Origin of the sequence: Helicobacter pylori (genome assembly GCF_021062735.1) — a bacterium.
Classification (GTDB): domain Bacteria; phylum Campylobacterota; class Campylobacteria; order Campylobacterales; family Helicobacteraceae; genus Helicobacter; species Helicobacter pylori_DN.
Genome location: NZ_JAHXLB010000001.1, coordinates 129,531 through 155,031 on the forward strand (window position 1 = coordinate 129,531; position 25,501 = coordinate 155,031).

A 25,501-nucleotide genomic window follows, 5' to 3' on the forward strand; every position below is an offset into this window, starting at 1 on the left:
TAGCTCAAGCAACAAAAGTTATTCGTAAGGTGCGTTTGTTGTAAAAATTTTTGTTTGGAAGGAAAAGGCAATGCTAGGACTTGTATTGTTATATGTTGGGATTGTTTTAATCAGCAATGGGATTTGCGGGTTAACCAAAGTCGATCCTAAAAGCACTGCGGTGATGAACTTTTTTGTGGGTGGGCTCTCCATTATTTGTAATATAGTTGTCATCACTTATTCTGCACTCCACCCTACAGCCCCTGTAGAAGGTGCCGAAGATATTGCTCAAGTATCGCACCATTTGACTAGTTTCTATGGGCCAGCGACTGGGTTATTGTTTGGTTTTACCTACTTGTATGCGGCTATCAACCACACTTTTGGTTTGGATTGGAGGCCTTATTCTTGGTATAGCTTATTCGTAGCGATCAACACTGTTCCTGCTGCGATTTTATCCCACTATAGCGATATGCTTGATGACCACAAAGTGTTAGGCATCACTGAAGGCGATTGGTGGGCGATCATTTGGTTGGCTTGGGGTGTTTTGTGGCTTACCGCTTTCATTGAAAACATCTTAAAAATCCCTTTAGGGAAATTCACTCCATGGCTTGCTATCATTGAGGGTATTTTAACCGCTTGGATCCCTGCTTGGTTGCTCTTTATCCAACACTGGGTGTGAGATGATCATAGAGCGTTTAATGGGCAATCTAAGGGATTTAAACCCCTTGGATTTCAGCGTGGATTATGTGGATTTAGAATGGTTTGAAACGAGGAAGAAAATCGCTCGTTTTAAAACCAGGCAAGGCAAAGACATAGCCATACGCCTTAAAGACGCTCCCAAGTTGGGTCTCTCTCAAGGGGATATTTTATTTAAAGAAGAGAAGGAAATTATCGCCGTTAATATCTTGGATTCTGAAGTCATTCACATTCAAGCTAAAAGCATGGCAGAAGTAGCAAAAATATGCTATGAAATAGGAAACCGCCATGCGGCTTTATACTATGGCGAGTCTCAATTTGAATTTAAAACACCATTTGAAAAGCCCACGCTAGCGTTACTAGAAAAGCTAGGGATTCAAAATCGTGTTTTAAGTTCAAAATTGGATTCCAAAGAACGCTTAACCGTGAGCATGCCTCATAGTGAGCCTAATTTTAAGGTCTCACTAGCGAGCGATTTTAAAGTGGTCGTAAAATAGAAAAGAAATAGAAAAATAACAGAATGGATAAAGGAAAGAGCGTGAAAAGCACTAAAAAAAGCGTGGGTACGCCCCCAAAAACCCCAAAGACAGACAACAATGCTCATGTGGATAATGAATTTCTGATCTTACAAGTCAATGATGCGGTGTTCCCTATTGGCTCTTACACGCATTCTTTTGGGCTAGAAACTTATATCCAGCAAAAAAAGGTTACCAATAAAGAAAGCGCTTTAGAGTATTTAAAAGCCAATCTTTCTAGCCAGTTCCTTTATACGGAAATGCTGAGCTTGAAATTAACCTATGAAAGCGCCATCCAACAGGATTTAAAAAAAATCTTAGGGGTTGAAGAAGTCATTATGCTATCCACAAGTCCCATGGAATTACGATTAGCCAATCAAAAGCTAGGCAATCGTTTCATTAAAACCTTACAAGCCATGAACGAATTAGACATGGGCGTATTTTTTAACGCTTACGCTCAACAAACCAAAGATCCCACCCATGCCACTAGCTATGGCGTTTTTGCGGCGAGTTTGAATATTGAATTGAAAAAGGCTTTAAGGCATTATCTTTATGCACAAACTTCTAACATGGTAATTAACTGCGTTAAAAGCGTCCCACTATCTCAAAACGACGGGCAAAAAATCTTATTGAGCTTGCAAAGCCCTTTTAACCAGCTCATAGAAAAAACCCTAGAACTAGACGAAAGCCACCTGTGCGCGGCAAGCGTTCAAAACGACATTAAGGCGATGCAGCATGAGAGTTTATACTCGCGCCTTTATATGTCTTGAATTTTAATCTCAAATTGAAAGGAATTTTATGGTAAAAATTGGAGTTTGTGGTCCTGTAGGAAGCGGTAAAACCGCCTTGATTGAAGCTTTAACGCGCCACATGTCAAAGGATTACGACATGGCGGTTATCACTAATGATATTTACACTAAAGAAGACGCAGAGTTTATGTGTAAAAATTCGGTGATGCCACGAGAGAGGATTATTGGCGTAGAAACAGGAGGCTGTCCGCACACAGCCATTAGAGAAGACGCTTCTATGAATTTAGAAGCCGTAGAAGAAATGCATGGCCGTTTCCCTAATTTGGAATTGCTTTTGATTGAAAGCGGAGGCGATAACCTTTCAGCGACTTTTAATCCGGAGTTAGCGGACTTTACGATTTTTGTGATTGATGTGGCTGAGGGCGATAAAATCCCCAGGAAAGGCGGGCCAGGAATCACGCGCTCAGACTTGCTTGTCATCAATAAAATTGACTTAGCCCCCTATGTGGGAGCGGACTTGAAAGTCATGGAAAGGGATTCTAAAAAAATGCGCGGCGAAAAGCCCTTTATTTTTACGAATATCCGCGCTAAAGAAGGTTTAGACGATGTGATCGCTTGGATCAAACGCAACGCTTTATTGGAAGATTGATGAACACTTACGCTCAAGAATCCAAGCTCAGGTTAAAAACCAAAATAGGGGCTGACGGGCGGTGCGTGATTGAAGACAATTTTTTCACGCCCCCCTTTAAGCTCATGGCGCCCTTTTACCCTAAAGATGATTTAGCTGAAATCATGCTTTTAGCGGTAAGCCCTGGCTTAATGAAAGGCGATGCGCAAGACATGCAATTAAACATCGGTCCAAATTGCAAGCTAAGGATCACTTCGCAATCCTTTGAAAAAATCCATAACACTGAAGACGGGTTTGCCAGCAGAGACATGCACATTGTTGTGGGGGAAAACGCTTTTTTAGACTTTGCGCCTTTCCCGTTAATCCCCTTTGAGAACGCGCATTTTAAGGGCAACACAACGATTTCTTTGCACTCTAGCTCTCAATTGCTCTATAGTGAAATCATTGTCGCAGGGCGAGTGGCACGCAATGAGCTGTTTAAATTCAACCGCTTGCACACCAAAATCTCTATTTTACAAGATGAGAAACCCATCTATTATGACAACACGATTTTAGATCCCAAAACCACCGACATGAACAACATGTGCATGTTTGATGGCTATACGCATTATTTGAATTTGGTGCTTGTCAATTGCCCCATAGAGCTCTCTGGTGTGCGAGAACGCATTGAAGAAAGCGAAGGGGTAGATGGGGCAGTGAGTGAAATCGCTAGTTCTCATTTATGCGTGAAAGCTTTAGCGAAAGGCTCAGAACCCTTGTTGCATTTAAGAGAAAAAATCGCTCGCCTCATCACGCAAACCATCACGCAAAAGGTTTAAAAGCGCTTCAAAAAGATTAAATCCCTTTAGTCTTTTTAACCCCCCCCCCTTTTTTTTGACCCTATAAGCTGAAAGGCCTGAATTCAGTATAGCTGTCTTTAGAAAGCTCTACAAATAGCGCATTGAGTTTGTTTTTCAATGAAGGCAAATCTTTTTTGATAGCGTCTAAGTTTTCCCTATTACACATAAAGGCCAGGCATTGCTTGAAGTGGTTGTTTAACAACTCTTTTAACTTGCCATCGTAATTAGCTTGAATTTGTTTGAAATCATGCGCAAAGATGATGCAATACTGCTCGTTGTCTGTGGCTTTTTCTAAAAACGATCTTAATTTTTCCACCCCTACTTTGTCATGCCATTCTTTCGCTTCGTTGAGATTGTCTATCACAAGCACGCTGTTAGGATTCATAGCGGTGTCTAAAACGCTTAAGATATTTTCTACAGGCGTGATGCCGTATTCTTTTTGCACATCAAAAGACCTTATCAAGCGTTTTTCTTTATTGCAAAAAACCAATTCTTTGTTCGTGCTCTTAATGTTTTGGAACAAAAGCTTCATTAAAGCGATGCGAGCGTTTAAATCTTGACTCACCACTAACAAATGCGATTCGTTGTTTTCAAACTCCACTATCAAGTCCTTTTGCTCATAATCCACTTTTTTGCCCAGATGCAAACGCATTTCATTAGCCTTAAGGGTGTTGGGCATTTTTAAAGGTGTCTCGCCATTATAGATTTTACGATCTATGGATGCGAGATTTCTTTGGTTAAATTCAGCGTGTATTTTTGTGAGAAAAGATTTGAAATCATCAGGGGCTTTAGGGATACTCATCTTGGTGTGGTATTTTTGATGCCCCCCGTTGTTGTTGAAAATGCCTTCTGGTTTTTGAAGCCCACAAGCTACATCATCGTCCAAAATTTTAGTGCTGTCGTCTGCATCCATAGGCAAAGCGATGCGGTTGGCGATTTGAGCCTTAATGCTACTATCAATTTCACCGCCGCGCATGGTCTGAGTGGCTAAAACTAAATGCACCCCATAGCTACGACCCTTTTTAAGCAGAGTGTTTAAAGATCGTTCCACGCTCCCTTTCACTTGAGTGGATTTATCGCTAAAAAGCACCTGAAATTCATCAACCACTACGATCAGTCTGGGCATTTTTTCATGCTTTCGGTAATCGCTTAAATCTTTCACCTTAAACTGCTTGAACCGATCGGCTCTTTTTTTTATTTCATCGCAAAGCCAGCTTAAAAAACTAACACCAAAACCCACCGAACTCGCCACGCTCACCAACCTCGCATGCTCTAAAATCGGATCTGTGTATGCGTTAAATTCCACCCCCTCTTTATAGTCTAACAAAAAGAGTTGGACTTCATTGGGCGCGTAGTAGAAAGCTAAATTTTGGATCAACACATGCAAGAAATTGGATTTCCCGCTCCCGCTGCGCCCGCAAATGAGCGTGTGGTTTTGTTCGTTACCGATTTCAAAACACACTTCCTTATGGTTAATATCCCACCCCACCGGTACAACCACCTCATGCTGAGAGCTTTTAGTCCAAAATTCTTTGTCTCTTTGTAAGTCCTTCAACTCCCTTTTAACTTCTTTTTTTTGCTTGTAATACGCTTTAATTTTATCAGCGAAGTCTTGCATGTGCTGGGATTTAATACCTTGATCGTTGATCACTTCTACATTAAGGTATTTAAAGCGTTCAAAACTTGTCGTATCCCTAAAAAACTCCGCATGTTTTTTCAGATCTTCTGCGGATTTATTGTTTTTTTCGCTCTCCAAATTGACAGAGCTCAAAACCCCCATTTTTAGAGCCAAAACGCATGATTTTTTCCAAATAATAAAGTGCGTCTTTGCTCAAAGCATCTACCCCACTTAAAAAAAGTGCTTTTAAAGGCAAGGGGTCTGTGGCGTCTTCATTATAATGCGCAAAATCTCTAAAGCCGGCCAATTTTTCTTGCAAATTAACCTTTAAATATTCATACAAATGCTTTAGAGCTTCTTCTATTTCCTTGCTTTCGGTCAAAATCCTTTGCTGGTAAATAAAATCATTGTCTTTATGTAAAAGCCTTCTTGCCAGATTGAAAATACCCCCCAAGCTCAACGCATCAACCAAAATCACTTCCAGTTGCACTAAAGGCGTGCTGGAGAGTAAGCGCATGAGCATTTCTCTTAAAAACTGCCCGTCTTTTTCATGCTCTATATACAAGCTTTTAGGAGGGAAAGGATAAACTTTAGGTAATAAAAATTCCATGTTAGCGCCATTTTTGCCCCTAACATGCAATAAACCATAGCTTAAAAATTGGGGGTAAGCGCTCGTTTCATTGAATTGCGGCGCGTCTGTGAATTGCGCTTGAATTTGCCTGATACTCTTTTGATAGTCCTCTATTTGTGAGATGATCGGCTTGAGAAAACTCTCTGGCTCTTTTTTAGCAACAACTTTATCTAAGGCATCGTCCAGTTCTTTTAATAAATTACCCGCATCAATCATCTTTATCCTTAAGATATTCATCATAGTGCCTCTTGGCTTCTCTTTCATGCTCTTTGGCTTCACGCATAAGCCTATCGATCTCGCTTGATGAATGGAAATTCATATCAATTTGCCTCATCAAAGATTTGGCTTCTTCAATTTGCTCGTTGATTTTTCTTCTTTGGTATTGAGTGTCTTGCTCTAAATTTTCTAAGTCATGTGCGATTTTTAGCATCTCACTTTTAAGCTTCTGCCCCAAATCATCTTGCATGGCGTTTTCTACGAAATAGTCGCAAATCCTTCTTAACTCATTGGTGCAACCCTCCAAAAAAACTTTATGAGAAAACATTTTAACCCCTTGATTCCAATTTTTTTAAAAACATTTTAAGATTTAATAGCGCTTTTTTTGAGCCATCATCAGTGTCTAAAAACAGCACCACATCAGTGGTCGTATTCCAAAGATAATACCCCCCATACCCGTCATTAGCAAAAACGATTTCTTCAGGCTCTAACCATTCTTTCAAGCTTTGCATGAAATCAATCAATAAGCCCTTGCCCTCTAAATTGAAGTTCAAAACATGTTTAAATGTGTAGGATTCATTGCCCACCATGAAATAACGCCATTGGCTAAAACCATAGTTTGATCGTTTGATGAAGTCCTTAAACGCATCGCTCAAGCCTATTTTTAATCGCTCTTCTAACCCGTTCAACGCATGGTCATTGAGCGGCTCTACAAATTCCCAATTCAGTTCTGTGTTTGTAGGAATTTCTCCCATAGTTTGTATCCTTTCGTGTGTTTCACGCCTAATAATAACTCTTCTCTCACCAACGCCACATTCCCTAAAACATTCGCGTCAAAATGCCATAAATAGCCCCTAGGAATGAATCCTTTTGCGATCTGTTCCAAATCTGCCGCATCAAAGCCCAAATCGTTGTCTTTAAGCGCGGCTTGTAAAGCCTTTAGGGCATGATGAGCGCATGCGGTTTTATCTAAATTCTCTAAAGGCACAATGGCGCTAAAAACGCTATCAAATTCCGCTAAACGCAACGCATTAAAGCGGACTTCTTCCGGATAGGGGTTTTTTTCATCTACAATAAAGCCCTCTTTATGGCTTTCTAAAAACTCCCTATACTCCAACGCTTTTTGCGTATAATTTTCATTCCGTTCTAAGATGGGTGCTATTTTTTGGCTCAAACTTTCTGTGGCGCGTTCCAACTCTGCTTCCAAGCTATCAAAAGCTTCATTAATAGCGTTTGAATCGTTAGGGGATTCTTTGATTTTTTCCGCAAAATCTTGTAAAGCTTTCTTACAATTTTTAACGCAACGATTTTTGGCTAGAGTCAAGCTTTCGTTATAAGAAGGCACGCCTAAAACGCTTGGCATCAAATCCTCTAAATTCTTTTCAAATTCTCGCTCTTTAGAGCTTGCCATGCGATCTAATCCATCGTTAGACAAAGCGTTAGTTTTATCTCTAAAGCTTGGCGTTAAGTCCCCTAAACTCTTTTCAAATTCTCGCTCTCTAAAAGCTATCATGCGATCTAATTCCTCGTTAGACAAGGCGTTATGATGGATCTTGTCTTTCAAATCAGCGCATAGATCAGCGTATAAAGAAGCGAAATTTTCCCTCAAATCTTTCAAGCGTTCATCATCTGTAGCCCTCTCTAACTCTGTTTTTAAACGATTAAAAGCTTCGTTCATAGCGTTCAAATCGTTGGGGGATTCTTTGATTTTTTCTGCAAAATCTTGTAAGGCTTTCTTACAATTTTTAACGCAACGATTTTTGGCTAAAGTCAAGCTCTCAAAATCAACGCTCATCAAATCCAATCCATGCTCTTTAGACGCTTTAGTGCGATCTGATTTAGAAGAAGCGTTAAATCTGTTTTTCAAATCAGCGTATAAAGAAAAGCTAAAATCTTCCCTCAAATCCTTCAAGCGCTCATCAAAAACGCTTTTTTTAGGGTTATAAGAGAAAGTAGGCCGTTCAAAATCGTATTCCATTAAAACGCCTGGGGTTGGAAAGTTGTATTCGTTATCTATCGCGTCGCTCGCTTGTTTCAAACGCCTGATAAATTCCTGGTGTTTATCAGTATAAAAATGCAACATCTTTTTAACGCTCTCCCAAGCTCCCTCTACAAGTTCCACGCTCGCTTTGGCTTGAGTGGAGTAGATTTCAAGCATTCGTTCTAATAAGCTTACATTGTGTTCCCATTTTTCTATATTGTCTTCCATAAGGTTTAAGCCCTTTTCACAAGCTTCAGCGCCTAATTTAGCAGGAGGGAAAATAGTCGAGACTGCATCACAAACACCTCCACAAAAATCTAAAACAGATCCCCAAAAGCCCTTTCGCTTTTTTATGGCTGCGTTTAATTTTCCTATGGCTTTTTCCAATTGCATTTCAATTTTTCTGCGTTCTAGTAGAATTCCTCGCGCATAACTATCAAGATTTGTGATAAATTGAAGGCACTTTTCTTCTTGCAAGGATCTTTTAAATTCCCTGCATCTTCTAACAACCTCTTTGACTTCTTCTGTGTCCGTTTTCCATTCAGCCATAAATTATCCTTAATAATCTTCTTCTAAAACCCTAATCCTCTCTTTAAGCCATGCGATTTGCTCTTGCGCGGCTTCATCAAATTCATTGAAAGTGCTTTTCAAATTATCCAGCACCTCGCTAAATCTCTCTCTTTTAACGTCTTGCCATGAATCCAAATTATGGAAATGGTTGCTCAAGCTATTCACTTCCTCGTTTAGTAACTCTTTAAAGCGTTCTAAATGCCCTACAAATCCTCTGACCTCTTCGGTATCCATTTGCACTCTGCTCATCGGTTGTCCTTTCTTTTAAAAATTTTCTTCATTGGAATCAGGCTTTTTATCGCCGCTGATCCTAATGCTCCCACCCCCATAGCTAGGGGGTGTTATGGGGCGAACCTCTAGCGTTTCGCCTCTTTCTCTTTTGTATTTTTCTTGCTGGCTTTGGTGGTATGTTTTCATGCTGTCTATCACGATTGCTTTGTGGTTTCTCCCTAAATCAGCGTTGGTGAGCAATTTTTGAACGCCATTACCCAAGCTGTTAGAATGCCTGTCTTCTATCTTAAGAGACAAATTCAAGCCCTTAAAATTCTCCAAAGCCTCCACCAGTTCCACCACAAGCTTCCTGTCCCAAATGGAATTTTTCAAATCCTTACACAAGGAAAAAACCTCGTTTGGAAACTGGTAATCATACAAAAACAAAAGGTCTAAATTTTCTAAAAATTCCACGTTGCAACGCTCTTTAAAACTTCTCAAAAAGCCCTCTTTTAACGGCGCAAAGCCTTCCGTGATAGGGATTAGCCCCTTGTCTTGGGTGTGTTTAAACACCATAATGCTTTTTTCAATCACGACAAACGCATAAGCGTTCTTAGTCATCATAATTTTTCTGCCTCGCTTTCATAGATTAATTGGCCGTCTTTAAACAGCCCCACTTTAATGCTTTGGGAATCCACGCAACACACCTTCACATCCACTTCTTCATGCTCTTCTAGCGCTATGGAGATCATTTGCGTATCTTGAATGTCCAAAGTGTTGGTGTTGGCGAGAGGTTTATCGCTGTAGCGTATCTCTAACTCATCAAAGCCTCCCCATTCCTCTTTAGTTTGGAAAATCTGGTATTCATTAGGCTTTAAAGAATCCCTATGGATTTTAGCGTGGAATTTCCCCTCTATCTCAATGCCTAAATCGTATTTAAACACCGGATTGGAATCTATAGAGGGCCTTTCAATCCCTTTAGCCTTATCCCTGCTTTCTAAAAGCCCAAAAGCCACCCCGGTTTTGCAAGTGGGCTTTAAATAAGCGGGCGTGTTAGAGACATCTTCTCCGGTAAGCTCTAAAATCTGTTTGTCTGATTTTTCCGTGCCTAGCGGCTCGTAAATGATGAATGTGAAATCATCTTTAGAAGTCTTTTGCTTATAATCTTTGAGCTGCTTTTCTTTGGCGTTTTCAAACGCTTGTTTGACCAACACCGATTTGCTCGCATTCTCGCCTAAGAAAATATGAAACGCCCGACACTGATCATCAATGTTTTCAGCCATCACTTTAGAAAATCCGGCAAAGAAGTTGGCAACGCCTTCATTGATCTTGTCTTTTAAGAGGCTTAAAAGCTCTTTGCAATCAACTTTAAGATCGCATTCTGTTTCTACCCCATTCCTATCAAACAGCATGGCTTTAAAATCCTTTTTAAAATCCTCTATCTCAAACTCTTCGCCTTCTTCTATCGCTTCTATAATATTGGCGTCTAAATTTTCTAAAAAAGGGCGCAAGCTAGAAGCGATCGTTTGCAAATTCAAGCGCGCTTCTCTAGAGTTTTGCATAAACGATCCGAAGCGTTGCGTATCGATCCTGTCATAGTTGGGCTTAGCAATGACAATGTCTTTTGCTTTCAGCTCTTGGAAATTTTTGGCATACACTTCCCAAGCCAACAATTCCAATAAATTCTCACCGCCTAAATACTTATCCCCTCCACTGCTAAAATGCGTCATTTTGTAAAGGAATTTGGGGCTAGCGCTTTTTCCCATTTGCCAAAGTCAAAATCCGTCGTCCCGCCCCCAAAATCAAACACCCCGTAATAAATAGGCTTGTCTAACTTCTCTGATTTAAAAAACCCGTAGCTTTTTAAAGCACTAATGGCATATGCGCAAGGCTCGCTCGCTTCTCAATTCCACTTTGAAAGTTTTAGCCGTTTTTTCATCGTCAAAAACATGCCGGGGTAAGGATTTTTTCAAGCCTCTTTCAAAACTCTCTCTGATTTTTTCAGCCTGATGCTTTTCATACTTGATGGGGTAGGATAAAAAGTATTTCAAAAACACGCCATTTTCCATGTTGTTGATGCAGCGGCCGATGCAGTAAGCGTAGATTTCTATGGGGTTAAAATCCGTGCAATTAGTGAAGCTTTCTAAAGAAAAATCCTTTTCTAAATCCCTAAAATTCTGTTTTTCATCCGCTCCAGCCCATTGCTTCAATTGAGAAAAAAACCGATACAAATCATTCCCTTTAACGCCTGCAGCGTTCTTTTGGGCTTCATGCGCCACTTCTATATCGTTCTTTTCTGTGAAAGGGCGGTGATCTAGTGCATTGTATTCTATAATAAATTTTTTTCTGTGTCTAAACTCCATGATCGTAGGGTTTTCAAACTTTGTCAGGCTTGCGTCATCTACTAGCCCGCCAATAGAGAGCAAGCGGTATTTTCCGTTCTCATCCATATAGCTTGCGGTCGTGCTTTTAGTCCCAAAGTCAATAGCGACAACGCCCTTTTTTAAATCCTTCAAACTTGAGTGCGCATAGAAGTTCATTTCTTTGTTGTTGCTGTCTAAATTATCAAACCTAAAGGTTACGCTTTCTTTAGGCGTGCTAGGCACCTCTAAATCCCAATGCCCTCCGTCCAAATCAAGCAATTGGCTTTGGCTATAGCTCTTAAGGCCTACCGCTACACTATCCACATTGAGCATCAATTCTTTAAATGCTTCAAAATCCACATCCACATCGCTATAAGAAACGATCTCTAAGGTTTTTTCTATTTTCTCATTAGTGATCTTTTTATCTTGCGCTAAATCCTCTATGAATTTTTGATTTTCATCAGAAAGATACCTTAAAGAAGTCTCATTATTGACGATCGCATGAAGCACCCGCAGCACTTGTTTGAATTTGATTTTGTCTTCTTCTGACACTTCATCTTTGAAATGGATCGGTATTTCTTCATTGAATGCGACTCCATCTTTTAAAGACAACTTGCACAATTTTTCTACTAACGGGTGGCCAATAGGCAGTCTTAAACTCTGTAAGGGGTTTGCCATGATATTTCTCCTTCAATTATGATTTTTGTTGTTTTGAGGGTTGCTCTTTCAAGCCATCAACCCTCTCTTTGAGTGCGATGTTCTCTTCTTCTAATTTTCTGTTTTGGCGTTTTAAATCCTGGTTTGTGCTCGCTAAACGCCTGTTGTGTAAGTCCAGGTCGCTTTTAGCTTCCATACCTTCTAAGCTCTTCAAGCGCGCGATTTCTCGCTCCAGCTCGGTTTTTTCTTTGGCTGTTTTTTCTTTAGCTTGCGCTAATTGAGCGTTAGAGTTTTCTAAAGCTTGCCGTAATTGATTGTGAGTGTTTTCCAAATTTTTTTGAGCGCTTTCTAATTGTTTGAGTTTGTCGGTTAGGTGTTGGTTGTCTTTTTCTAAATTAGCGCATAATTTTTCTAAAAACCCATGCGCATCTTGCAATTGTGCTCGCTCTTGTTTGAGGCTGCCATGCTCTTTATTGAGTGCGACAACTTGGTGGTTGAGTTTGTCGTTTTCGGTTTTCAGATCGGCGTTTGCTTTAGTTAGATTATCTTTTTCTTTTGATAACTCGGTGTTTTCTCTTCTTAGCCTTTCTTTTTCTGTGGTTAGCCTCTGATTTTTTTCAGTCAGTTCTGTTTTATCTTTAGTTAGATTGTCTTTTTCTCTTAACAATTCGGCTTTTTCATTTTTTAAAACTTGCTGAGATTGTTCTAACGCTTTCACTTGCTTTTGTAATTCGTTAAGCTGATTGGTTAGATTATCTTTTTCGTTAGTTAGCCTTTCTTTGTCTGTGGTTAGTGTTTTATTTTGGTCAGCTAGCTTATCTCTTTCTCTAGTTAGATCATTTTTTTCTTGATTTAGTGCGGTGTTTTCTTCTTGGACTTTTTTAAGCGTTTCCTCTTTTTTTTGATCGTCTTTTGGGTTTTCTTGGGTGTCGTTAGAAGATTTTCCAAGCGAAAAGAAATTGCCTATAAAATGAGAGAGTTTTCTAAGGGGTTCGAGATTCTCTAATTTATCATCTAATTTTTGAATGCGATCTTCAAGATCTCTGACACGATTTAAAAGCTCTTCATTATTGGGGGGGGGTGGAAGCAGTCGTTCTTGAAATATTTGTATTTTCTGTATTCGTGTTTTCCACAGTATGAGCACCACTCATAAGAATACATCCTTTTATATCATACCAATGTTAAAAAGATTGTTATTGTAATTTGAGAAAACTTAAAATGAGCTTTATTATCAGAATACAAAGTGCAAGCGTTGCAACTAAAAAGCGATCGCAATAAACACCTAACGCATGGCGTTTAATTAAGATGGGTTAAAAAGCGTTTTTAAAAGCGGATAAAAGCGGGTTTAGAAAAGGGAAAACCCCTAGGATCTAGGGTTAAAGGCTAGTATCCCAGTGGTTCAGATTAGAAGAGTAAGGGTCAAAAAGACCTGAAGGCATGCCGGTCGTTGTTTGTCTTTCTGTGTGGTGAGCTTCTTTTTTCATCGCCTTGTCATCAACACAAGCAAGACCTTGAGACTTATAGCTAGAGCAACCACTCAACAACAACACGCCAATTGCACCAATCATCAAACCGTTTCTAATTGTTTTCATTTTATATCCTTTTGTTTTTAAATTTTTTCGTTTAATTTAAAATCGTTTCTAAAGCTTTTAAATTACACGGCGAGAATAATAAAATTTATTTTTAAACGAAAAGTAAATGAACTTTTTAAAAGATCAAAAATTCTCCCCATTTTAACGCTCAATTGGTAAATAATTACCACATTTGAATATATCAATTTTAATAATTAAATTCATTTAGTATAAAAACAATCAAAAAATAAAAATCATTATTAAAAAATGCCTGTTTAAAACATGTTATAATCAAGCCAAAACCTTAAGGAGAAAGAGATGCAAAAGATCATTGATGATTCATTAGAATTGGCTGAAAAGTTGCAAAATCGTATCAGTCAGCATTTGAGCGAGCAAGAAAAAGCGTTCCACTCTAAAATGCAAAAGCTTTTAAACAACCCTGAAAACAAAGTCATGCTCATAGAGCTTATGGATCGGAGTTTTAGATGCCTGGACAATAAAGCCCGCTTTGAAATGATTGAGCATGTTTTAGACAAATACAAAAGCCGTGAGATTTTTTCTCCGTTTGAAAAATTGCTTTTAATGGGGTTTTTAAGCTTTGGGAAAATGCTCCCTGATATGAGCGTGCCTTTCTTTGTCAATAAAATCAGAAGCGACACGAAAGCGATGGTCTTAGATCAAGAAGAGAGCCAGTTAAAAGAGCGGATTTTAAAAAGAAAGAATGAAAAAATCATTTTGAACGTGAATTTTATTGGCGAAGAGGTTTTAGGCGAAGAAGAAGCTAATGCGCGTTTTGAAAAATACTCTCAAGCCCTAAAATCCAACTACATCCAATACATTTCCATTAAAATCACGACGATTTTTTCTCAAATCAATATCCTTGATTTTGAATACTCTAAAAAAGAGATTGTCAAACGCTTAGACGCTCTTTACGCTTTGGCTTTAGAAGAAGAAAAAAAGCAAGGCATGCCTAAATTTATTAATTTGGATATGGAAGAATTTAGGGATTTGGAGCTCACGGTGGAGTCTTTTATGGAATCCATCGCTAAATTTGATTTGAACGCCGGTATTGTGTTGCAAGCTTATATCCCTGATTCTTATGAATATTTGAAAAAACTGCACGCTTTTTCTAAAGAAAGGGTTTTAAAAGGGTTAAAGCCCATTAAAATCCGCTTTGTTAAGGGAGCGAACATGGAGAGCGAAGAGACTATCGCTTCTATGAAAGACTGGGCGTTACCCACATTTTCTAGTAAGCAAGACACCGATTCTAATTACAATAAAATGCTGGATTTTGTTTTAGAGGGCGATAATTATAAATACATTCATATTGGCGTAGCGAGCCACAATATTTTTGAAATCGCCTATGTCTATACGCGCATCCATGCCCTTAATGACCCTGTTGTGTTAGAGCATTTTAGTTTTGAAATGCTAGAGGGCATGAGCTTGCAAGCGAGCCAGGAACTAAAAGAGATGCACAAACTCATTCTTTATGCGCCGGTGTGCGATGAAGCGCATTTTAACAATGCGATCGCTTACTTGGTGAGGAGGCTAGATGAAAACACCTCAAGCGATAATTTCATGAAAGCTTTCTTCAATCTCAAAGTAGGCACGAGCGAATGGAAAGACCAAGAACAACGCTTTTTAAACAGCCTTAAAGGAATCGCTACTTTAGACAATGCCACCCACAGGACTCAAGACAGAAACGCCAAACAAACCGGGCATACCACCTACCCAAACCACTCCTTTAAAAACGAAAGCGATACCGATTTTATTTTAAAAGCCAACCGAGAGTGGGCTAAAAAAGTGCGCGAGAAAATGCATAACGCTCCTATTTTAGAGCTTTACCCAGAGTTGGATGGGAGGTTTGAAGATCCTAATTTAACCCCTTTAGAAGTCTTTGATAGAATCCATCATAAAAAAATCGCCAGCGTGCATTTAGCGGATAAAGAAGCGATTTTAAAAGCCCTAGAAGTGGCTAAAAGCGATAAGAGCCGTTTCAGTCAAAAAAGCTTTACAGAAATCCATGCTTTATTGAGTCAAACCGCCCAGCTTTTTAGAGAAAGAAGAGGCGATTTAATAGGGATTTCGGCTTTAGAAGTGGGTAAGACTTTCGCTGAAACGGACGCTGAAGTGAGCGAAGCCATTGACTTTTTAGAGTTTTACCCTTACAGCTTAAGGGTGTTGCAAGAGCAAAACCTAAAAACCCAATTCACCCCCAAAGGCGTGGGCGTGGTCATCGCTCCATGGAATTTCCCTGTGGGTATTTCTGTAGGCACTATCGCTGCCCCCCTAGCCGCTGGCAATCGGGTGATTTACAAGCCCTCAAGTTTGTCTAGCGTAACCGGCTATAAGCTTTGTGAGTGTTTTTGGGATGCGGGCGTGCCTAGAGATGCGCTCATTTACTTGCCCTCTAAAGGGAGCGATATTAGCGAACACCTTTTAAAAGATGAAAGCATCCAGTTTGCCATTTTAACCGGGGGCGAAGACACCGCTTACAAAATGCTCAAAGCTAACCCCACTTTAGCCTTGAGCGCTGAAACGGGCGGTAAAAACGCCACCATTGTGAGCAAAATGGCAGACAGGGATCAAGCGATTAAAAATGTTATCCATTCAGCTTTCAGCAATTCAGGGCAAAAATGCTCTGCCACTTCGCTTTTAGTGTTAGAAAAAGAAGTCTATGAAGATGAGAACTTTAAAAAGACTCTAATAGATGCAACTCTAAGCCTTAGCGTGGGCGATCCTTTTGATTTCAAAAACAAAATTGGCGCTCTGGCGGACAAGCCTAATGAAAAAGTCATCAAAGCCATAGATGAATTGAAAAGCTATGAAAATTACGAAATCCCAGCAAGCTTTGTGAATGATAACCCCTATTTGATGAAACCAAGCATCAAATACGGCACTAAAAAAGGCGATTTCACGCACCAAACTGAGCTTTTTACGCCCATTTTATCCGTGATGGAAGCGCAAGATTTAGACGAAGCGATAGAAATAGTCAATTCTACCGGTTACGGGCTGACTAGCGCGTTAGAGTCTTTGGACGAAAGGGAGTGGGAATATTATTTAGAACGCATTGAAGCCGGTAATATCTATATCAACAAACCCACCACAGGAGCGATCGTTTTGCGCCAGCCTTTTGGGGGGGTTAAAAAATCCGCTGTGGGGTTTGGGAGGAAGGTAGGCATTTTCAACTATATCACGCAATTTGTGAATATCCACCAAGAAGAAGAAGATGAACACGCCCTAAAAAACCCCTTAAGTGAAGCTTTAGAGAGCTTGACTCAAAAAGGCTATGATGAGCATACGCATGAGTTGAAGCGCGCGATTTTTATGGCGAAGAGCTACGCTTATCATTACAAGCATGAATTCAGCCAAACTAAAGACTATGTCAAAATCAGAGGCGAAGACAATCTCTTTTCCTACACCAAAGTTAAAAGCGTGGGCTATCGCATCACCGAAAAGGACACCTTAAGCGACATGTTGGGCGTGGCTTTGGCATGTTTAATTTCTCAAATCCCTTTAACGCTCAGCACAGAAAACGAACGAGCGAACAAAGATTTAACCTTTTTTTTAGAATGCTTAAAAGCGCTCCGATCAAACGCCCCTATCGTTTATGAAAGCTTGCAAAAATTTAGCGAAAAATTGCATGCTTTCAATCGTGTCCGTTATTTAAAAAGCGATTTGGATTTATTGCACGAGCAAGCGAGCGCTTTAGGGATGGTTTTAGCCACGGCTAAACCCTGCTTGAACGGGCGTTTTGAATTGCTGTATTACCACTTGGAGCGATCGGTTAGCATTTCTTATCATCGTTACGGGAATTTAGGCTCAAGGGTTTTAAGGCAACCCACTTGCCACAAGTCATGCTGTGCTGAAAAATAAATATTGTATTAAATAAGGAGATCAAAATGGGACATGTTGTTTTAAGCACCCCTATTGTTACGATGTTTGTCGTTTATTCGCTGTTAATGCTCTATATTGGTTTTTATTTTTACAAGCAAAACGAAACGACTGAAGATTATTTCTTAGGCGATCGTTCTATGGGCCCTGTGATTAGCGCTTTGAGTGCGGGGGCGAGTGACATGAGCGGGTGGCTTTTAATGGGATTACCGGGAGCTTTATATGTGGGGGGCTTAATCAACTCGCACATCGCCATAGGCTTGAGTTTAGGAGCACTCATTAACTGGGTTTTTGTGGCCAAACGCTTACGCATTTATACGAGCGTGATCGCTAATTCCATCACCATTTCAGATTATTTTGAAACGCGCTTTAGCGATGATAAACACATCTTGCGCTTGATTTCAGCTTTTGTGATTTTAATCTTTTTTATTTTTTACATTTCTTCAGGGCTAGTGAGTGGGGCTAAACTCTTTGAAGCGACCTTTGGCATCCAATACAACTACGCTTTAAGCATTGGCACGCTGATTATTGTCTCTTACACCTTTTTAGGAGGGTATAAGGCGGTGTGCTGGACGGATTTGATTCAAGGGCTTTTGATGATGAGCGCTTTAATCGTGGTGCCGATCGTTATGACAATCCATCTTGGTGGGATTGGAGAGGGGATTAAAATCATTAGAGAAATCAAGCCTGAAAACCTTTCTTTCTTACAAGGCTCTAGCGTGGTCGCTATTATTTCAAGTCTTGCTTGGGGCTTGGGCTATTTTGGGCAACCTCATATTTTAGTGCGTTTCATGTCTATCCGCTCCATTAGAGATGTGCCTAAAGCGACCACTATTGGGATTTCTTGGATGGTTGTTTCTTTGATTGGGGCATGCGTTATGGGGCTTTTAGGCGTTGCGTATGTGCATAAATTTGATTTGAGCTTAGAAGACCCTGAAAAGATTTTCATTGTGATGAGTCAATTGTTCTTTAACCCTTGGATCACAGGCATTTTATTGAGTGCGATTTTAGCGGCGGTGATGAGCACGGCCAGTTCGCAACTGCTTGTAAGCTCTTCTACCATTGCTGAAGATTTCTATGCGACGATTTTCAATAAAAACGCTCCGCAAAAATTAGTGATGGTTATTTCTAGGCTTTCGGTTTTAGGGGTGGCTTGCATCGCTTTTTTCATTTCAACGGATAGAAACGCCAGCATTCTCAGCATCGTGAGTTACGCATGGGCTGGCTTTGGCGCGAGTTTTGGCTCTGTGATTTTGTTTTCACTTTTTTGGTCAAGAATGACGCGCATTGGCGCGATTGCTGGCATGCTCTCTGGGGCTAGCACGGTGATTTTATACGATAAATTTGGCAAAAGCTTTTTGGATATTTATGAAATCGTTCCGGGCTTTATTGTAGCGAGCATCGCTATTGTTGTGTTTAGTTTGTTTTCTAGCGTGCGAGCAGGCACTAAAGAGGCTTTTGAAACCATGCTTAAAGAAATTAAAGAAATTGAAAGCTTGAAGCATTAATACTTCAAATGAGCTTGGTTTAATCCTTAAATCCCTCTATGCTCTTTAATCAAACCTTAACCTATATTTCTTTATTTTCTGGGGCAGGAGTGGGGTGCTATGGGCTTTTAGAAGAGGGGTTTGAATGCGTTGCTACCAATGAAATTTTAGAAAAACGCTTGAATATCCAAAGGATCAATCGCAAATGCAAACTAGATGAAAGCTACATTAGTGGGGATATTAAAAAGCCAGAAACAAAAGAAAAAATTTTAAAACAAATTGGATTTTATTCTAAAAAATTTGGTAATGATAGGGTTGATTTAGTGATAGCAACCCCACCTTGTCAAGGCATGAGCGTGGCCAATCATAAAAAGAAAAACGATGAAATCAAACGGAATTCTTTGGTGGTTGAGAGCATTGATTTGATCAAGCAAATCAAACCCAGATTTTTTATTTTAGAAAATGTCCCTAGTTTTTATAAAACAGGTTGTATAGACAAAAATGACAATTTACTAGAAATAGGATCCATGATAGAGCAAAATTTGAGTGGTGAATATATGCTCTATGATGAGGTGATCAATTTTAAAAATTTTGGAGCTAATTCAAGCCGAACAAGAACTTTAGTGATAGGGGTTTGTAAAGAGTTTAAAGATTTTACAAGCGCGTTTGAGAACGTCCAAGATGCGATAAGCGATTTAGCCTATCTTCGTTCTAATGAGGGGGCGTTTGAGAGCGATTATTTAAACCCTATCCAATCAAGCTATCAAGCTCTAATGCGAAAAGATAGCCCTAAATTATACAACCATCAAGCCACCAACCACTCGCAAGCCGCTTTAGAGAAATTAAAACTCATTAACAAAGAACAAGGCAAAGAATGCTTGCCTAAAAACTTGCATGGCAAACAGCAATTCAAAAGCACATGGGGGTGCCTGAACTGGAATAAAATCAGCCCCACCATAGACACACGCTTTGACACCCCGAGTAATGGCACCAACTCCCACCCCAAATTGCACCGCTCTATCACGCCCAGAGAAGCCGCCAGGATACAAAGTTTTAGCGATAATTATATCTTTTATGGCAATAAAACGAGCGTTTGTAAGCAAATCGGTAACGCTGTGCCTCCTCTTCTAGCCCTAGCTTTAGGCAAAGCGATCTTAAAAAACTTAAGAAAATGATACAAATTTATCACGCTGACGCTTTTGAAATCATCAAGGATTTTTACCAACAAAATTTAAAAGTGGATGCGATCATCACAGACCCTCCTTACAACATTTCGGTTAAAAACAATTTTTCCACCCTAAAGAGCGCTAAAGGGCAAGGCATAGATTTTGGGGAATGGGATAAAAATTTCAAGCTTTTAGAATGGATCAAGCGCTACGCCCCCTTAGTCAATCCAAACGGCTGCATGGTGATTTTTTGCTCTTACAGGTTTATAAGCTATATCGCTGATTTTTTAGAAGAAAACGGCTTTGTGGTCAAAGACTTTATCCAATGGGTTAAAAATAATCCCATGCCAAGAAATATCCACCGGCGCTATGTCCAGGACACGGAATTTGCTCTGTGGGCGGTTAAAAAGAAAGCTAAATGGGTGTTTAACAAACCCAAAAATGAAAAATATTTACGGCCTTTGATTTTAAAAAGCCCTGTGGTGAGCGGAATTGAAAAGACCAAACACCCCACGCAAAAAACTAGCCTTAATGGAAAAAATCATTTCCATCCACACAAACCCTAATGACATCGTTCTAGATCCTTTCATGGGGAGCGGCACCACCGGCTTAGCGTGCAAAAATTTAGAACGGAATTTTATCGGTATAGAATCAGAAAAAGAATATTTTCAAACCGCGCAAAAGCGTTTGAGCTAGCTTTTAAAAACGCTATTTGAATGAGATTGTGTTATAGTTATTTAAAAGGATATTTTTAATGAAAAGAATGTTAGCGGAGTTTGAAAAAATCCAAGCGATTTTAATGGCGTTCCCCCATGAGTTTGGCGACTGGGCGTATTGCATCAAAGAAGCTAGGGAAAGTTTTTTAAACATCATTCAAACCATAGCCAAACACGCTAAAGTGCTAGTGTGCGTCCATAATAACGATACTATCGGCTATGAAATGCTTAAAAACTTACCCGGTGTAGAGATCGCAAAGGTTGACACTAACGACACATGGGCTAGGGATTTTGGAGTAATCAGCGTTGAAAATCATGGCGTTTTAGAGTGCTTGGATTTTGGCTTTAATGGTTGGGGGTTAAAATACCCGTCCAATTTAGACAATTTAGTGAATTTCAAGCTCAAACATTTAGGGTTTTTAAAACACCCTTTAAAAACGATGCCCTATATTTTAGAGGGCGGGAGCATAGAAAGCGATGGGGCTGGGAGTGTTTTGACTAACACCCAATGCCTGCTAGAAAAAAATCGTAACCCCCATTTGAATCAAAATGGAATAGAAAACATGCTTAAAAAGGAATTAGGGGCTAAACAGGTGCTGTGGTATTCTTATGGCTATTTAAAAGGCGATGATACCGATAGCCATACCGACACGCTCGCTCGTTTTTTGGATAAAGACACCATTGTTTATAGTGCATGCGAAGATGAAAACGATGAACATTACACAGCCTTAAAAAAAATGCAAGAAGAATTAAAAACCTTTAAAAAACTAGACAAAACGCCTTATAAACTCATCCCCCTAGAAATCCCCAAAGCCATTTTTGATGAAAACCAACAACGCTTACCGGCAACTTATGTGAATTTTTTATTGTGCAATAACGCTCTCATCGTGCCCATTTACAACGACCCTAAAGACGCACTCATTTTAGAAACCTTAAAACAACACACGCCCTTAGAAGTGATAGGGGTTGATTGCAATACCTTAATCAAACAGCATGGGAGTTTGCATTGTGTAACGATGCAGCTTTATTGAATAAAATCACGCTTTTTGGCGTGGTTCAAGGCGTGGGCATGCGCCCTTTTATTTATACCCTGGCTCAAAAATTAGGGCTTGTAGGCTTTGTGCGTAACGCCCAAGCGGCTTTAGAGATTGTCTTACCCGCTCACAAAACAGAGTCTTTTTTAAACGCCCTAAAAAAAGAATTACCCCCTTTAGCGTTGGTGGAAAAAATCATTATTAGCCCTTATGATAAGGTGCTTCATTTCAATGATTTTAGGATTTTAGAAAGCAAGAACCACCCTTTAAATTTGCTCAGTCAAATCCCTAAAGATTTAGGCGTGTGCAAGGATTGCTTGAGAGAAATTAGAGATAAAAACTCCCCCTATTTTCATTACGCTTTCAATTCTTGCGCGAAATGCGGGGCGAGATACAGCCTTTTAAACGCCATGCCCTATGACAGAGAAAACTCCGCCCTAAAACCTTTCAAACTCTGTGAATTTTGCACTTCTACCTATCAAGACCCCACCAATAAGCGCTTCCACATTCAAGGCATCAGCTGCAAAAAATGCGGTATCGCGCTCAATTATAAGCGATTCAAAAATGATGACGCTCTTTTAGAATGCGCTAAAGACATTCAAAAGGGTAAAATCATCGCTCTTAAAGGTTTGGGAGGCTTTGCTCTCTTGTGCGATGCGAGGAATTTTCAAACCATAGAAAGATTACGGCTTTTAAAAAACCGCCCCCTAAAGCCTTTCGCGCTCATGTTTAAAGATTTAAACACAGCCAAACAGCATGCGTTTTTGAACGTATTAGAATGCGAGAGCTTAAATTCTACAAGCGCCCCCATTCTTTTAGCGCGTAAAAAACCAAACACACCATTAGCCCCTAATATCGCTAAAAACTCCCCCTTTTATGGCGTCATCTTACCCTATACCCCTTTGCATGCTTTATTACTGGATTTATTGGATTTCCCTATTGTGTTCACGAGCGCGAATTTCAGCTCCCTCCCTTTAGCGAGCGATGAGGCTGAGATTGACGCCTTGAGTTTCATTTTTGATTTTAAACTCACGCACAATCGCGCCATCATTCACAGGATTGATGACAGCATCGCGCAGCGTGTGGATAATATCATTCGCCCCATGCGTTTGGCTAGGGGGTTTGCCCCCCTTTACCTTGCTTTGCCTAAACACTCTAATGGTTCACCAAAAAAGATTTTAGCGCTTGGAGCGGAGCAAAAAGGGCATTTTAGCTTATTGGATAGCGAAACTTCCATTCTTTTACTCTCGCCTTTTTGTGGGGATTTGAGCGTTTTAGAAAATGAAAAACACTTTAAAGAAACCCTGAATTTTTTCTTAAAAACCTATGATTTCAAGCCCACGCTCTTAGCTTGCGATAAGCATCAAAACTACACCACCACTCAAATGGCTTTTGAATTTAATACGCCCTTATTGCAAGTCCAGCACCACCATGCCCACTTTTTAGCGAGCGTCTTAGACGCATTGTTACAAGATCCGCATTTAAATCACCCCTTTATAGGTATCATCTGGGATGGGAGTGGGGCTTATGAAAATAAGATTTATGGGGCGGAGTGTTTTATAGGGGATTTGGAATACATTGAAGAAGTGGCTAGGTTTGAAGAATTTTGGCTTTTAGGGGGGCAAAAAGCGATCAAAGAACCTAAACGCCTGGTTTTAGAAATCGCTTTAAAACACCAACTCAACAAGCTTTTAAAACGCGTTCAAAAACATTTTAAAGAAGACGAATTAGGAATTTTTAAACAAATGCATGACAAAAAAATTCAAAGCGTCGCCACCAATTCCATAGGGCGTTTGTTTGATATAGTAGCGTTTAGTTTGGATTTAGTAGGAACGATTAGTTTTGAAGCCGAGAGCGGGCAGGTTTTAGAAAATCTAGCCTTACAAAGCGATGAGATCGCCTTTTACCCTTTTGAAATCAAAAACAGCGTGGTGGGTTTGAAAGAATTTTATCAAGCGTTTGAAAAGGATTTGGGCGTTTTAGAACCCAAACGCATCGCTAAGAAATTTTTTAACAGCTTAGTAGAAATCATTACCGCTTTGATTGCGCCTTTTAAAGAGCATGTCGTGGTGTGCAGTGGGGGCGTGTTTTGCAACCAATTGTTGTGCGAACAATTGGCCCAACGATTGAGGGGGCTAAAGAGGCAGTATTTTTTCCACAAGCATTTCCCCCCTAATGACAGCAGTATCCCTGTCGGTCAAGCCTTAATGGCGTATTTCAACCCTACAATCATCAAAAAAGGATAAAAATGGATAGCGTAACTCTAGCATGCGGGAATGGGGGGAAAGAAACAAACGCTTTGATTGAGCGAGTCTTTATGCCCTATTTAAAAGAATTCATTAGCGCATTTGATGAAGACGCCCCTAAATTTGAAGCTAGTGGGGAATATTGCGTGAGCACGGATAGTTTTGTCATCACGCCTTTAATTTTTAATGGGGGCGATATAGGCAAGCTTTGCGTTTGTGGGAGCGCGAATGATGTGAGCGTGCAAGGGGGCGAACCTTTGTATTTGAATATGGGTTTTATTTTAGAAGAAGGCTTAGAAATCCCTCTTTTAAAACAAATTTTACAATCCATACAAAAAGAATTATTTAAAGCCAACCTGAAACTCCTCTCCCTAGACACTAAAGTCGTGCCAAAGGGGAGCGTGGATAAGCTTTTTATCAACACAACCTGCATTGGTAAAATCATCAAGCCAGGGATTTCTTCGCGCCATTTAAAACAAGGGCAAGCCATTATCCTAAGCGACACTATCGCCAATCATGGGGCAAGCCTGTTTGCGATGCGCCATGAAATCAAGCTTAAAACGAATCTAGAAAGCGATTGCCAGCTGCTCTATCCCTTATTAAAACCCCTATTTTTAAGCGATCTCAAAATTGATGCTTTAAGAGATGCGACTAGGGGCGGGTTAGCGAGCGTGCTGAATGAATGGGCGAACAGCTCTAGAGTGAAAATCGTTATAGAAGAAGAAAAAATCCCCTTAAAAGAAGAAACGAAAGGGATTTGTGAGATTTTAGGACTAGAACCCTACGCGCTAGCCAATGAGGGGGTGTTTGTTTTAGCACTCAATCAAAAAGACGCCCCTAAAGCCTTAGAAATTTTAAAAAATAATGAGAAAGCGAAAAACGCTTGCGTGATCGGTGGAGTGTTTGAAAACCCTTATCCTAGCGTGGTTTTAAAGAACGCATGGGGTTTTGAAAGGATTTTAGAGATGCCAGAGGGCGAATTATTGCCTAGGATTTGTTAAAGCTAATGCGCTTTTTAAAACCTCTCTACTCTCTAAAATTTTTTCACCTAAGCTAAGTCTACTATACTCAAGCTATTTGAGAGAAAACTTGCAATAAGAGGGTGTTAATGGCGGGTTATAAAAAAGCGGGCTTGATATTAGCAGTCATTTTTGGGTTTGCTGTGTTTTTTTCTGGGTGTAAGAGTGATTACGCAAAAAAAAGATAAAAGAAGAAGAGACAATAAAAAAAGAAAAGATAAAGGAAAAGATAAAAGAAGCGTTTGATGAAAAACTGCCAAAAAAACCACCAATAGATCTTAGAATGACTTTTGGATACAATCCTTATTGGATAAGCATCATTTCAAATGTTGATAGTATCACTATATTGAGCGCAAAAATCAATCGTGGGGATTGTGGTGGAATCAGTAGGATTGATAGAAAACTAGGATTTGGCAATAGTTATGAGTTTCGCATTCTTCCATCGTTTTGTCGGTATGTCAAAGAAATTAGCGTTAAGACCGATAAAGGGACTTGGAATTTTACATTTGCTAGAAAATGATGTCATGATTTCTACAAAATAAAAACAAACTAACAATCTAAAACAGACAATACAATTTAGAAATTATTGTCATAGCCCTTTGGGAGTTTATTTTTCATGCAAAGCAAGCAGTGGTTAATCTCATAAAAAAACCCCACTTTCCCCCACTCCCTAGCTCTTTATGAAAAATTAAAATGCTAACACGCCTTATTTTTTG

General features: G+C 39.8%; 18 protein-coding genes and 4 pseudogenes. 13 read left to right on the plus strand and 9 right to left on the minus strand.

Going from position 1 to position 25,501, the window contains the following annotated elements; genetic code table 11:
- Nucleotides 1–70: 70 nt before the first annotated feature.
- Genes ureI through KX581_RS00655 form a run of 5 tightly spaced genes read left to right on the plus strand, consistent with a single transcriptional unit; the run spans nucleotide 71 to nucleotide 3,385 of the window.
- A complete protein-coding gene (gene ureI / locus KX581_RS00635; protein ID WP_000901248.1) occupies nucleotides 71–658 on the plus strand; it encodes an acid-activated urea channel protein UreI in 588 nt (195 codons plus the stop codon).
- A 1-nt stretch (nucleotide 659) separates the two neighbouring features.
- Nucleotides 660–1,172, plus strand: coding sequence for an urease accessory protein UreE (gene ureE / locus KX581_RS00640; protein WP_231175310.1), 513 nt, complete (start codon nucleotides 660–662; stop codon nucleotides 1,170–1,172).
- Nucleotides 1,173–1,195: 23 nt separating this feature from the next.
- Nucleotides 1,196–1,960: an urease accessory protein UreF gene (locus KX581_RS00645; protein ID WP_231175311.1), complete on the plus strand. Its 765-nt coding sequence runs from the start codon at nucleotides 1,196–1,198 to the stop codon at nucleotides 1,958–1,960.
- Nucleotides 1,961–1,988: 28 nt separating this feature from the next.
- Nucleotides 1,989–2,588: an urease accessory protein UreG gene (ureG, locus tag KX581_RS00650; RefSeq protein WP_000238762.1), complete on the plus strand. Its 600-nt coding sequence runs from the start codon at nucleotides 1,989–1,991 to the stop codon at nucleotides 2,586–2,588.
- Nucleotides 2,588–3,385 (plus strand): urease accessory protein UreD, encoded by a 798-nt coding sequence (locus KX581_RS00655; protein WP_180494910.1) that lies wholly within the window; start codon nucleotides 2,588–2,590, stop codon nucleotides 3,383–3,385. The genes ureG and KX581_RS00655 overlap by 1 nt, the downstream gene beginning before the upstream one ends.
- A gap of 61 nt (nucleotides 3,386–3,446) precedes the next feature.
- On the opposite strand, the pseudogene KX581_RS00660 reads toward KX581_RS00655, so the two are convergent.
- The 9 genes and pseudogenes from KX581_RS00660 to KX581_RS00700 all read right to left on the minus strand — a co-directional run bounded on the left by KX581_RS00660 (nucleotide 3,447) and on the right by KX581_RS00700 (nucleotide 13,244).
- Nucleotides 3,447–5,871, minus strand: a pseudogene (locus KX581_RS00660) (FtsK/SpoIIIE domain-containing protein).
- Nucleotides 5,864–6,199 carry a hypothetical protein gene (locus tag KX581_RS00665; protein ID WP_231175312.1) on the minus strand — a complete coding sequence of 112 codons (336 nt, stop codon included), beginning with the start codon at nucleotides 6,197–6,199 and terminating at the stop codon, nucleotides 5,864–5,866. The pseudogene KX581_RS00660 and the gene KX581_RS00665 overlap by 8 nt, the downstream one beginning before the upstream one ends.
- A 1-nt stretch (nucleotide 6,200) precedes the next feature.
- A complete protein-coding gene (locus KX581_RS00670) occupies nucleotides 6,201–6,626 on the minus strand; it encodes an SMI1/KNR4 family protein (protein WP_180510157.1) in 426 nt (141 codons plus the stop codon).
- Nucleotides 6,596–8,401, minus strand: coding sequence for an HNH endonuclease (locus tag KX581_RS00675; RefSeq protein WP_231175313.1), 1,806 nt, complete (start codon nucleotides 8,399–8,401; stop codon nucleotides 6,596–6,598). The genes KX581_RS00670 and KX581_RS00675 overlap by 31 nt, the downstream gene beginning before the upstream one ends.
- Nucleotides 8,402–8,410: 9 nt before the next feature.
- On the minus strand, nucleotides 8,411–8,671 hold the full coding sequence (locus KX581_RS00680; RefSeq protein WP_219025956.1) for a type VII secretion protein: 261 nt from the start codon (nucleotides 8,669–8,671) through the stop codon (nucleotides 8,411–8,413).
- Between the two features lie 15 nt (nucleotides 8,672–8,686).
- A complete protein-coding gene (locus KX581_RS00685) occupies nucleotides 8,687–9,256 on the minus strand; it encodes a hypothetical protein (RefSeq protein WP_180629038.1) in 570 nt (189 codons plus the stop codon).
- Nucleotides 9,253–11,673: pseudogene (locus tag KX581_RS00690) on the minus strand (hypothetical protein). The gene KX581_RS00685 and the pseudogene KX581_RS00690 overlap by 4 nt, the downstream one beginning before the upstream one ends.
- Before the next feature lie 16 nt (nucleotides 11,674–11,689).
- Nucleotides 11,690–12,799, minus strand: a complete 1,110-nt coding sequence (locus KX581_RS00695; protein WP_462437629.1) for a coiled-coil domain-containing protein — start codon at nucleotides 12,797–12,799, stop codon at nucleotides 11,690–11,692.
- A 229-nt stretch (nucleotides 12,800–13,028) separates the two neighbouring features.
- On the minus strand, nucleotides 13,029–13,244 hold the full coding sequence (locus KX581_RS00700; RefSeq protein ID WP_231175314.1) for a hypothetical protein: 216 nt from the start codon (nucleotides 13,242–13,244) through the stop codon (nucleotides 13,029–13,031).
- Between the two features lie 297 nt (nucleotides 13,245–13,541).
- Here KX581_RS00700 and KX581_RS00705 point away from each other — a divergent pair, with 297 nt between their 5' ends.
- From KX581_RS00705 to KX581_RS00740, 8 genes and pseudogenes are all read left to right on the plus strand, one after another.
- Nucleotides 13,542–17,099, plus strand: coding sequence for a bifunctional proline dehydrogenase/L-glutamate gamma-semialdehyde dehydrogenase (locus KX581_RS00705; protein WP_180629037.1), 3,558 nt, complete (start codon nucleotides 13,542–13,544; stop codon nucleotides 17,097–17,099).
- A 26-nt stretch (nucleotides 17,100–17,125) separates the two neighbouring features.
- A complete protein-coding gene (putP, locus tag KX581_RS00710) occupies nucleotides 17,126–18,625 on the plus strand; it encodes a sodium/proline symporter PutP (protein WP_231175315.1) in 1,500 nt (499 codons plus the stop codon).
- 38 nt (nucleotides 18,626–18,663) lie between these two features.
- Complete coding sequence (locus KX581_RS00715) at nucleotides 18,664–19,779, plus strand: DNA cytosine methyltransferase (RefSeq protein ID WP_231175316.1); 1,116 nt, start codon at nucleotides 18,664–18,666, stop codon at nucleotides 19,777–19,779.
- A pseudogene (locus KX581_RS00720) lies at nucleotides 19,776–20,466 on the plus strand (DNA-methyltransferase). Before KX581_RS00715 ends, KX581_RS00720 begins: the two are co-directional and overlap by 4 nt.
- A 58-nt stretch (nucleotides 20,467–20,524) precedes the next feature.
- The gene (locus KX581_RS00725; protein WP_231175317.1) at nucleotides 20,525–21,517 is read left to right on the plus strand and encodes an agmatine deiminase family protein; all 993 of its coding nucleotides are present in this window, start codon (nucleotides 20,525–20,527) and stop codon (nucleotides 21,515–21,517) included.
- On the plus strand, nucleotides 21,514–23,766 hold the full coding sequence (gene hypF, locus KX581_RS00730; protein WP_231175367.1) for a carbamoyltransferase HypF: 2,253 nt from the start codon (nucleotides 21,514–21,516) through the stop codon (nucleotides 23,764–23,766). Before KX581_RS00725 ends, hypF begins: the two co-directional genes overlap by 4 nt.
- A gap of 2 nt (nucleotides 23,767–23,768) precedes the next feature.
- Nucleotides 23,769–24,767, plus strand: coding sequence for a hydrogenase expression/formation protein HypE (gene hypE, locus KX581_RS00735; RefSeq protein WP_219025962.1), 999 nt, complete (start codon nucleotides 23,769–23,771; stop codon nucleotides 24,765–24,767).
- Nucleotides 24,768–24,874: 107 nt separating this feature from the next.
- Nucleotides 24,875–25,305, plus strand: a pseudogene (locus KX581_RS00740) (hypothetical protein).
- The last annotated feature ends 196 nt before the right edge of the window (nucleotides 25,306–25,501 follow it).